Raw genomic sequence first — 11711 nt, forward strand, 5'->3', positions numbered from 1 at the left:
GTGTTGAATATTACGTCCTCAGAGCAATTCTAAGGCGCCTTAGAGAGATTATAAAGGTAGTCTGGTACCAGACAAGGATCTGGTTGTAATACCCGCTGAGAAGCGCTCTAGGGACGTAGTTGTAACATCCTTTGTTGCGGGGAACAATAAATCATGTACAGCTTGAGCGCAGCAGGTAGGATCATAGGCCGAAGAAAGCCCGATTTTATACTTCATGTGCTTAGTACGACCTGCTTGATCCGACTGTTGTTCAGACAGCTCGCGGAAGCGATTGGTTATGACATCCGCAGAGTGAATGATCTGCCCGTATCCAGCTTGTACAAAATATTCACAATTCTCCTCTTCCTGTCCTGGATGCGGAGGAATAAACAGCATCGGTAGGCCCTTGGCCATCGCCTCTGTGCATGTCATGCCTCCTGGTTTGGTGATGAGTACGTCCGAAACATCCATGAGCTTACTGACTTCCTTCGTGTATCCCAGAATACGAATATTCGGATGTTGAAAGCAAGGGAGTTCCTTCATTTTGTCTATCATTTTCTGATTGCTTCCAAGACAGAAAACTAACTGTACCCGATCTGCCCAAGAAGCGAGAGCTTTCATATGTTCCTCTTCAAAAGAAAGTCCCCAGCCGCCACCCATGAGTAGAGCTGTCGGCATGTTTTGCAATCCCATCTCTTCCCTGAGCTTGACTTTATCCCCGGCTTCCCAGAAATCCGGATGCACAGGAATACCTGTAACCTGAATCTGTGAGGAAGGAATCCCGCGAATCTCTAGCAAGGCTTTGACTTGCGGAGTGGATACGAGATATTTGTTTACCTCAGGGTTAATCCACGTTCCATGCACGTCATAATCCGTGATCAATGTATAGAGCGGAATATTCAGTCCCTGACGTTTAAGTCTGGAAATAACCGCATTAGGAAACGGATGGGTACAGATTACAATATCCGGCTTCAACTGGGATACGACCTGCGCCGTCTGGGTATAGAAGATACGGTGCAACGCCAGTTTGGTTAAGCCATTTAAAGATTTGTTGTACTGTGTGCGGTACAACAGGCTGACAAGTTTGGGTTGAACCGATAGTGTCTTTCGATATGCAGAAAAGATCAGCGGAGCGACGGTCGGATTCAAAAATTTCCCGAGTTCGATAACACGACTGTGAACATGGGGACTGACTTTTTTGATGCCATGTGCAAGGGCATGAGCCGCTTGTGTGTGACCAGTACCGAATCCTTCTGATAATAAGAGCACTCTTGGTTTTCGCATGAGTTCACCTTTATTCATAAGTTTGAGTTAAAATTAAAATTTGAATGAAAACAGTTTTCGTACGTTTTTAGAAGGATAGTTCTGCTAGGTTTGTTTATTACATGAATATACACCAAAACGGCGAATCATGTTTCATCCAAAAATATTTACACAGTACATCATGTTTTGAGACACAAAACTTCAGTTATGTGCGGATTGTTTGAGTCATCTTACACTATAGACGACCGCGCTGACAGTTTCCACTGCATTTCGGTTAAAAAATATTAATACATTTTTTTATTGTTAGGCTTGCAATCTTATTTTTAAGGTGATATTGTAGTTTTTGACCGAATGACCGTTTTGTATTTTTGGTCATTCCAAGAGAGCGATAGAATCACTCGTCACATTTCAGATGAAGCAAGGAGGAGATAAGATGGCTCCGATCGACAGGAGACAGCAGGTCATTCATGCAGCCGCACAGTCGTTTTCCATGTTTGGATACAAAGCGACCACAATGGATCAAGTGGCCAAGATTGCCAATGTGGGCAAAGGCACGATCTATACTTTTTTCACAAACAAGGAAGAGCTGTTTGATGAGATCCTGGTAGAAGTCATTCAGGAGATGAAAAATATAGCGCAGCGTGAAGTACATCAGAAAAGTGCCTTTTTTGATAATCTGTTTCGCGTGCTGGATGCACTGCTGGAATTTCGCCGTGATCATGAGTTGCTGGTTAAATTGTCACAGGAATTGAAGGATTTCGGAACGTTGCAGGCCAAAGAAGGTCTGGACAAAGTAGAGAAAGTCATTTCTGATTTTCTGACTCGTGAACTGGAGAAGGCAAGAGATAACGGAGAAATACGTGATTGTGATCCACAAGTCGTTGCATTTATGATGATTCGATTGTATATCGCCTTAACCTCGGACTGGAGTAAACATCATGATCCACTTAGCAAAGAGGAGATCAAGAGCTACTTTCGTCTTTTCTTAATGGAGGGGATCGCTGCGATCAGCCCGGTTTAAGGTATGTCACAGGATCTAGAGTCGAAGTATCGAGGATTACCAATTAAATGAGTAGATCTTGTGTCTAACATGATCCATTCAGTGGCAGGTGTGTAAGAAGGGAATAAAACTTGTCTGAGGACAAGTTTGTTTTTTGCTCTGGAATGACCAATTGAGAAAAATGGTCATCACGTATTTCGGTAAAAATTCCAGAGATTTTCATTATATTTTCATATTGGATATTCCTGCTGCATGGCAGAGAGAATAAGGGGAGAAAATGACATGAAATCATTAAACGTGTTTTTCAAGGATTTGGGATCGGCCGTGAGAAACCCGAAGGTACTGATCCCTGTAATTGCCATATTATTTATACCGATCCTGTACAGCGGCATTTATCTGGCAGCTTACTGGGACCCGTACGGTCAAGTGGATAAAATGCCAGTAGCTGTGGTTAATCTGGACAAAGGAGCCGAGCTGGAGGGGAAATCACTTCATGTAGGTAAAGACCTTATTGATGAGCTGAAGAAAAACAAAGATTTCAATTGGGACTTTGTTAATGCTGCTCAGGCAAAGGATGGCATGCAGAACGACAAGTATTACATGCAGATTACGATTCCAGAAAACTTTTCGTCCCAAGCTACAACATTGCTGGATGATAAACCTGCACCAGCAGACTTGATCTATGAGCCGAACGGAAACTACAACTTTGTTGGTGCGCAAATCGGCAAAACGGCCATAAAGGATCTGAAAGCCAAAGTTTCAGCTAAAGTGACAGAATCTTATGCAGAGACGCTGCTAGATAAGTTTTCCGAGGTGTCGGACGGTTTGGCTGAAGCGGGCAACGGTGCTGGAGATTTGAAAAGTGGTGCTGGAAAACTCGATGACGGGGCAGTGAAGCTTAAAGATAACCTTGCTAAGCTTGCGGCCGGAACGTTGAAACTTCAGGATGGACTAGCTCCATTAAGTAATGGAGTTAATGCACTGCATAATGGAGCTTCGAAACTTGAGAATGGAACGACAAGTTTGGTTTCCGGTTTGCAACAACTCCATGATGCAGCTTCAGGTCAGCTACAAAGTGGCGCGGACCAGTTGAAAGACGGCAGTGACAAACTGGCTTCTGGCCTCCAGTCTTCATTGGATGGCACCAATAAGCTGCAAGCCGGTCTGCAATCATCTGAACAAGGCAGCGCCAAGTTGTCTGATGGGCTGCAAACCGCAGTCCAAGGTAGTGGATCATTGGCAACTGGCTTGCAATCCGCTGTGGATGGCAGTAGCAAAGTGGCCGATGGCGCACAGGGCGTAGCGGCTGGACTGAAACAACTGGCTGCAAGCAACCCGGAACTGGCTGCAAGCGCAGATGTTCAGAAGCTGCTTGCCGCGAGTCAAGCTGTTGCTGATGGCAGCACACAGCTGCACGAGAGCGAACAAAAGCTGGCACAAGGTGCGGATCAGCTTCATCAAGGGAATCAACAACTGGCAGCTGGTGCAGCCGAGTTACATGGGGGACAGCAACAACTTCTTGCTGGTGCGACGCAACTTGTAGATGGGCAGAAACAACTGCTTGCAGGTGCAGGGCAGCTTAGTCAAGGCGGAACAAAACTCTCTGACGGCTTGAAGCAATTCAGCAGCAAACTGGGTGAGGCAGCTTCAGGCGGTACACAGCTGGCAGCTGGTGCGAAACAGCTAGGTACAGGTACAACTGCATTGCAGACAGGTGTCGGTAAACTCAGCGGTGGCGTTTCATCTTTGGCGGATGGTTCCAAACAGCTGGGTGACGGGGCCGGTAAACTGGCCAATGGCCTTACAGAACTGAAAGATGGTTCTGGTGAACTGGCAACGAAACTGAAAGATGCTGCTCAGAAAACATCTAAAGTGAAGAAAACAGATGAAGTGGTGAATATGTTTGCAGAACCTGTTAGTTCTTCCGAAAATAAGGCAGAGAACGTAAGCAATTACGGAACAGGCATGACTCCATTTTTCCTGTCCATCGGTCTGTTCGTAGGATCACTGATCTCCACGATTGTTCTGAAAATGCGTGAAACGTCTGTACCCGGCGCCACAGGCTGGAATCGTTTTGTAAGCCGCACGTTGGTATTTGGTTCAGTAAGCATTTTCCAGTCGGTTATTGTAGCGAGCTTTATGCTCTACGGTCTCGGACTGGAAACACACAGCACAGGACTGTTTTATCTGTTTACCATTATAACGGGGCTGACCTTCATGCTGATCGTTCAGGCTCTCGTGACTTGGCTTGATCTACCTGGACGTTATGTGATCATCTTGCTTCTTGTCTTCCAACTGGCGGCGAGTGCAGGTACGTTTCCGGTAGAACTGATTCCTGCATGGTTGCAATCCATTAGTCAGTGGCTACCAATGACACACAGCATTATGGGTCTCAGAGCCGTTGTCTCCAGCGGGAACTTCAATGTGATGTGGCATCAGGCTGAAATCCTTAGCATCTATGCAGCTGTATCTGTGCTGCTTACGCTGACGTACTTCCTCCTGAACGGCCGACGTACAAAGAAAGAAGCTGAAGTAGCAGAAAGTGGTCAGCCTTTGACTGTATAATTAATGAAGCAAGACGACAAGCAACACAACTTTCTGCAAAAAAAGTTAAAGCATATGTATCGAAATTATGCAATATAGTAGTCAAATAGTGCAAATGGCCTGCGGCGCAAAAATACGCTGTAGGCCATTTTCTATTCAATGGTATGAAAATAGAAAGTTATATTGGGATCTGAAGCATGAAAATTGCGAAAATATGGTCAAACCTAGGCTGGATATGGAACGATTTTCTTTTATCAGCAATTAAAATCAGTTGTACTCTGCTATAAAATGTGTATAATTATTCGAAAAAGAGATGTTTTTAAACGTCAACACACTAAAGCTGTACTGCAAAGCAATTCTTATCAGAGGTATTAAAAAGTTTAAATTGCGCTGATGTTAGGTCAGTGTTAAAATAATAGAACTATATCAAAAAACGTCGCTCCATTTTGAGTAGTCGTGCCAGCGGCTACGTATTGTTGTATATATGCTGTTACCGGATCACCGGATTCAGTCCTTCGCAATAATCGCGGTCTTTACCGCAACACCAGGCTTACAACAGATGGTTCAAGCTATCACCTCTCCATCTCAGCAGGCAGGCTTATCGCAAGCGAAATGCCGGCTCCTCCCGTTTCAATGTTGCCTGTTGTTATGTTCTTGATCTTTCCGAAATACTTCATTATAGAAAGGTTGCGTTCCATGAGACACATCGGATTACCTCCAAAACAAGGTCTGTATGACCCACAATTCGAAAAAGATGCATGTGGTATGGGTTTTGTTGCCAACATCAAAGGAGTACCTTCACACGATATCGTTAGTCAAGCGCTGACTATGCTCAGTAACATGGAGCACCGTGGGGGTCAGGGAAGTGAACCGAATTCCGGTGACGGAGCAGGCATCCTGATTCAAATTCCACATCGCTATTTTGCGAAGGAAGCAGAACGACTCGGTTTTGCATTGCCTGAACAGGGATTCTATGGCGTAGGCATGCTGTTCCTGTCTCATGATTCGGCAGTTCGTACTGCACATGAAGAGAGCTTGAAGAAGATTATTGAAGAAGAAGGACAGACCTTACTTGGCTTCCGGGATGTACCTACGTATGATGAGATGCTGGGCCGTTCTGCACTGGCAGCGAAGCCTTATGTACGTCAGGTGTTTATCGGAAGATCGGATGAAGTGAAAGATGAGCTTGCATTTGAGCGCAAATTGTATGTTATTCGCAGACGTGCCGAACTGGCTATCCGTTATTCCGCAGACGAGGCAGAAGGAGAATCCTTCTACCTGCCGAGCTTGTCTTGCCGTAAAGTGGTCTACAAAGGCATGCTTACAACAGAACAGGTAGGCAAGTTTTATCTGGATCTGCAGGAAGAACTGGTAGAATCAGCGATTGCACTCGTACACTCTCGTTTCAGTACGAACACCTTCCCAAGCTGGGAACGTGCTCACCCGTATCGTTTCATGATCCACAACGGTGAGATCAACACGATGCGTGGTAACGTGAACTGGATGCATGCGCGTCAGTCCTTGTTCGAAAGTGAACTGTTTGGTAACGACATTGCCAAAGTTAAACCAGTAATCAACCCGGACGGTTCGGATACAGCGATGTTTGATAACACGCTGGAGTTCCTGTATCTAAGCGGACGCTCTCTGCCACATGTGGCAATGATGATGGTTCCTGAGCCTTGGAGCACAGATGAAGGCATGGACCCTGCGAAAAAAGCTTTCTATGAATACCACAGCACGATGATGGAGCCATGGGATGGTCCTGCTGCAATGGCATTTACAGACGGCTTGCAGATCGGTGCTACGCTTGACCGTAACGGTTTGCGCCCTGCCCGTTATTATGTAACGAAGGATGACCGAATCATTCTTTCTTCCGAAGTAGGTGTTCTGGATATCGCGCCGGAAGACATTCTGTACAAAGATCGTCTGCGTCCAGGACGGATGTTGCTCGTAGATACTCAAGAGGGTCGTATTATCTCCGATGAAGAAGTCAAAGCGATTATCGCAGCGGAGAACCCTTACGAGGAGTGGCTTGAGGAGCACTTGATGGATCTGAACGAGCTGCCGGAAGCACCGGAACTTCCAGATCCTAAACATGACAATGTAACACAGCTTCAGCTGGCTTACGGATATACATTTGAAGAATTGCGCAAAGTGCTGGAGCCGATGGCATCCACAGGCATGGAAGCTACAGGGTCCATGGGTTATGATGCACCACTTGCTGTTCTGTCCGATCGTCCGCAACGCTTGTATAACTACTTTAAACAAATGTTTGCACAGGTAACCAATCCGCCGATTGATGCGATCCGTGAAGAGATTGTTACATCTACAGCGACAACGATTGGTCCGGAGCGTAACTTGCTTAACCCTGAACCGGAGAGCTGTCGCCAGATCCGTCTGGATACACCGGTATTGTCTAATGAAGACTTTGCGAAGATCCGCCACGTTCGTCGTCCGGGCTTCCGCTCCATGACGATTCCGATTTTCTTCACTGCTGCAGAAGGAGCGGAAGGGTTGCGTAAAGCGATGGACTTGCTCTTTGAAGCAGCTGACCGTGTCATTGACAAAGGACATAACATTCTGATCCTGTCTGACCGCGGTGTGGATGCAGAGAACGCTGCAATCCCGGCGTTGCTGGCTGTTGCAGGTCTGCATCACCATCTGATTCGTCAGGGTACAAGAACAAAAGTCAGCATATTGCTCGAATCGGGAGAACCGCGTGATATTCACCACTATGCGCTGCTTCTGGGTTATGGCGTAAGTGCAGTTAACCCTTATCTGGCATTTGAAACGCTGGATGACATGATTCAGCAAGGCTTGTTGCGTGGTATTTCCCATGAGAAAGCTGTTAAAAACTACATTAAAGCCGCAACTAAAGGCGTTATTAAAATATTGTCCAAAATGGGAATCTCGACGATTCAATCGTATCGCGGTGCTCAAATTTTTGAAGCAGTGGGTCTGAAATCAGACTTCGTAGATCGTTACTTCACTTGGACACCTTCCCGGATCGGAGGTATCGGGCTGGAGGAAGTGGCAGCAGAAGCGTTGACACATCACAATCGTGCTTTCACCGATAAAGACGGGAACGACAAAGTGCTGGATTCCGGCGGTGAATACCAATGGCGTAATGATGGCGAAGAGCATTTGTTTAACCCACAAACGATTCACACGTTACAACATGCGGTACGTACTGGGGATTACAAGCTTTACAAAAAGTACTCCAAGCTCGTACAAGGTGAGAATGATCAATTGCTCACGATTCGCTCGATGCTTAAGCTGAAACCGGTTGGAGCATCCATTCCGCTTGAAGAAGTGGAATCGGTAGAAAACATCATGCGTCGATTCAAAACCGGTGCGATGTCCTTTGGTTCCATCAGTAAAGAAGCTCACGAAGATATGGCAATTGCCATGAACCGTGTGGGTGGTAAATCCAACACAGGTGAAGGTGGAGAAGATCCAGCGCGTTTCGTAAAAGACAGCAATGGTGATTCCCGTCGGAGTGCGATCAAACAGGTGGCATCCGGACGTTTCGGTGTGACCTCCAACTATCTGGTCAATGCTGACGAGATTCAGATCAAAATGGCACAAGGGGCTAAACCAGGTGAAGGCGGACAACTGCCAGGACGTAAAGTATATCCTTGGGTAGCCGAAGTCCGTGGTTCTACACCGGGCGTAGGTTTGATTTCGCCGCCACCGCATCACGATATCTATTCGATTGAGGACTTGGCTGAGTTGATCTACGACTTGAAAAATGCCAATCCACGAGCTGAAATTAACGTGAAGCTGGTATCAGAAGTCGGTGTTGGAACGATTGCTGCAGGTGTAGCTAAAGGTCGTGCTGACATTATCCTAGTCAGTGGTTATGATGGTGGTACGGGAGCATCTCCTCAAGGCTCAATCCGTCATGCCGGTATGCCATGGGAGCTGGGACTTGCAGAGACACATCAAACATTGATGCTGAACAATCTGCGTGACCGTGTTGTTCTTGAAACAGATGGTAAAATGCTGAACGGACGCGATCTGGCGGTTGCTGCGTTGCTTGGAGCGGAAGAGTATGGTTTCTCTACTGCACCACTCGTTGCACTAGGCTGTATCATGATGCGTGTTTGCCAAATGGATACCTGTCCAGTTGGCGTAGCCACACAGAATCCGGAGTTGCGTAAAAATTATATGGGTGACCCTGAACATGTCGTGAACTTCATGCGTTTTGTCGCTGAAGATATGCGTGAGATTATGGCTGATCTTGGCTTCCGTACCATTCAGGAAATGGTTGGACGTACAGATTGCCTCGAAACCGTAGAGGCTGTAGATCACTGGAAGAAAAAAGGCGTGGATCTGTCGGTATTGTTGCATGTGCCTGAACTGCCAGAAGGTGCCGCACGTTACCGCACACAGCACCAGAATCACCAACTGGAAGAGACGCTGGATATGCAGCAACTCGTACCATTGGCGCAGCCGGCAATCGAGTCAGGTCAACCTGTTGAGGCAGTTCTGCCGATTACCAATGTGAACCGTGCAGTGGGTACCATCCTGGGTAGTGAGATTACACGCAAATATGGCCTTGCTGGTTTGCCTGAAGATACCGTTAAATTCAAATTTGTCGGCTCAGCTGGACAGAGCTTTGGTGCTTTTGTACCAAAAGGTATGACTCTCACGGTTGAAGGAGACTCCAATGACTACGTGGGTAAAGGGTTGTCAGGAGGAAAGCTGATTGTTATGCCTTCACCGAAAGCAACGTTTGAGGCGGAGAATAACATCATTATCGGGAACACAGCTCTATATGGAGCTACGAGTGGGGAAGCGTATATTCGCGGTATTGCGGGAGAGCGTTTCGCCGTACGTAACTCGGGAGCCAAAGTTGTCGTTGAGGGCGTAGGCGATCATGGCTGTGAATATATGACAGGTGGCCGTGTCGTGGTACTCGGCGATACAGGTCGTAACTTTGCAGCAGGAATGTCAGGAGGAATTGCCTACGTGTATGATCCAAAAGGCACCTTCTTGCAGCGCTGCAATCTGGAAATGGTTCTTTTGGAGCGTGTCGAGGATGCTTCTGAAAGCGAAGATTTGCATGGTATGATTCAACGTCACGTATCACTCACTGGAAGTGAGGCAGGTCAGCGTATTCTGGATACATGGCAGGATTCCTTGAATCAATTCGTGCGTGTCATTCCGAAGGACTTCAAACGTATGACGGAACAGATTGAGCGGGTACAAGCGACAGGTCTGACAGGCGAAGCTGCTTTGCTTGCTGCATTCGAAGCGAATATGCGTGAGCTTGCGCGTACCGGAGGTTAATATTCCGTTCGTTCTCTTTATAAAGAAAAGCATTAAAAATAAAAGGAGCCATATGGCCGCCAGAGTGGCGTCATATGGCTCCTTTTTGCTTTCGACAAAATTAGAACCCGCTCAAAAAACGTTATCGCCATGAGACGACAACATCGAGGAACGTTCTAAAGTATAATTAGGTTTAGTTTTTGGAGTGCAGAGTAAGTATAACGATAAGAGAGGTTAGCGGAATGAAGATGAAGCATCCAAACATGGGCGATTCTAAGCCGACAGGTAAACCAGTCGAAGCAACCCAGATGGACATCATGAAAGTTTTACTGCAATGTGGAATCGACCCGGAGCGTTTGAAGCATTTCGTTTCCTCCGACAGCAAGCGTTCTTGATTCAGTGCACACCAACGAGTGGAGGGAATTCAAGATACACAAAAAGGCCCAGAAACCGGAGCGGAAAGTACTCGGAAACTGGGTTTTCTTTTCGGGTATAGCCTGATTAATCCATACTGCGTTCCATTCGTACAAAAGCGATAAAACGACGAGCTTCTTCCTCCGTTAAAGGTTTACCGTCAATCATCAGATCAAAGCGCTCTAACACTTCCTTATCTGACAATTCAAGGGCATCCACGAATTCACGCACATCTTCATCCATAACCATATCACTTTGCTTCGTACGTCCAATCAAATAATCAATGGACACATCAAAGATGTCGGCGAGCCGAGTTAATACCTCGAAATCCGGTTTGCGCCGGTTTTTCTCATAGTGGGAGAGAGCCGCTCTGGTAATATGAATGGAGGTCGCAAGTTCTTCTTGAGTAAGTCCCCGCTGTTCTCTTAATTCAGCAATGCGATTTCCGTAGCTCATAAGCTATTTCCCCCTGAACACCATCAAATATATTGAAACAATCCTGAGCCAAGTTTTTGATCAGGGCAAGCTTTCCTGCAAATGTACTACGCCTCATTCGTCTCAGATACTACTTATAAATAGGTCTGTCTAAGGACAGCTCATATTGTCGTAAATCAAAAGAACCATGTCCAAATACTGCTTGACATGATACGTTTTGTATCGTAAATTGAACTTATGGAGTTACAAAATGTATCATTATTAGTATTTTAAGTATTTCCACCTGAATCGAGCGTTATACCTGCCAAAAGTAAACGAGAGTCATCCGTGATGGCGAATCCGTTCTAAAGGAATGAAAGCATGAACTCAAAAATTGTTCAGGAATGGGCCGATCTTAAACCAAATGTCCATATGTACATTCAGGAGTTTCATGGGAAAATGGCAGACCGCAAAAGACGTCCCGTCCTGTTACTTGGTATGGATACACAAGCGATCACTTTCCTGAGCGACCTGAACTTACCCGTATTATCGGAAATGCTAATAGGTTTGGATGTAGAAGACAGCCGTGTGTGCGTCAGGCTTCATGCCAAGCTGCAATGGAAGCAGCCCTTTGGAGAGCTGATATTGTATCATTCAAAATTGCATATTCAGAAAGAGCAGACACTATATATAACAGGACAATTAAACAGAATGCTTACTGAAGTTGAATTTGAGGCAGTTTCCCGTTCTACATATGGGAAGGCAACAGATCACGTTCCTCAGTCAAAGCCTTATCGTTACATTGATTTTACCATATAGATTA

Annotated in this window: 7 protein-coding genes; 5 read left to right on the top strand and 2 right to left on the bottom strand. The window is 46.1% G+C overall.

Translation table 11 applies throughout. From position 1 onward, the window contains the following. Positions 1 to 48: 48 nt before the first annotated feature. A complete protein-coding gene (locus AB4Z30_RS11340) occupies positions 49 to 1263 on the bottom strand; it encodes an MGDG synthase family glycosyltransferase (RefSeq protein ID WP_441926265.1) in 1215 nt (404 codons plus the stop codon). Between the two features lie 412 nt (positions 1264 to 1675). Here AB4Z30_RS11340 and AB4Z30_RS11345 point away from each other — a divergent pair, with 412 nt between their 5' ends. The 4 genes from AB4Z30_RS11345 (at position 1676) to AB4Z30_RS11360 (ending at position 10455) form a co-directional block, all read left to right on the top strand. Continuing rightward, positions 1676 to 2263 (top strand): TetR/AcrR family transcriptional regulator, encoded by a 588-nt coding sequence (locus AB4Z30_RS11345; RefSeq protein ID WP_441926267.1) that lies wholly within the window; start codon positions 1676 to 1678, stop codon positions 2261 to 2263. 261 nt (positions 2264 to 2524) lie between these two features. Then, a complete protein-coding gene (locus tag AB4Z30_RS11350; RefSeq protein ID WP_441926269.1) occupies positions 2525 to 4807 on the top strand; it encodes a YhgE/Pip family protein in 2283 nt (760 codons plus the stop codon). Positions 4808 to 5482: 675 nt separating this feature from the next. Beyond that, positions 5483 to 10081, top strand: coding sequence for a glutamate synthase large subunit (gene gltB, locus AB4Z30_RS11355; protein ID WP_441926271.1), 4599 nt, complete (start codon positions 5483 to 5485; stop codon positions 10079 to 10081). A 221-nt stretch (positions 10082 to 10302) separates the two neighbouring features. Next, positions 10303 to 10455 carry a hypothetical protein gene (locus tag AB4Z30_RS11360; protein ID WP_441926273.1) on the top strand — a complete coding sequence of 51 codons (153 nt, stop codon included), beginning with the start codon at positions 10303 to 10305 and terminating at the stop codon, positions 10453 to 10455. Positions 10456 to 10561: 106 nt separating this feature from the next. Here the strand turns inward: AB4Z30_RS11360 and AB4Z30_RS11365 are convergent, their stop codons facing one another. Continuing rightward, positions 10562 to 10930 carry a helix-turn-helix domain-containing protein gene (locus tag AB4Z30_RS11365; protein ID WP_441926275.1) on the bottom strand — a complete coding sequence of 123 codons (369 nt, stop codon included), beginning with the start codon at positions 10928 to 10930 and terminating at the stop codon, positions 10562 to 10564. 339 nt (positions 10931 to 11269) lie between these two features. Here AB4Z30_RS11365 and AB4Z30_RS11370 point away from each other — a divergent pair, with 339 nt between their 5' ends. Continuing rightward, positions 11270 to 11707, top strand: a complete 438-nt coding sequence (locus AB4Z30_RS11370) for a hypothetical protein (RefSeq protein ID WP_441926277.1) — start codon at positions 11270 to 11272, stop codon at positions 11705 to 11707. Positions 11708 to 11711: the final 4 nt, after the last annotated feature.

Origin of the sequence: Paenibacillus sp. 2TAF8 (genome assembly GCF_052114825.1) — a bacterium.
Classification (GTDB): domain Bacteria; phylum Bacillota; class Bacilli; order Paenibacillales; family Paenibacillaceae; genus Paenibacillus.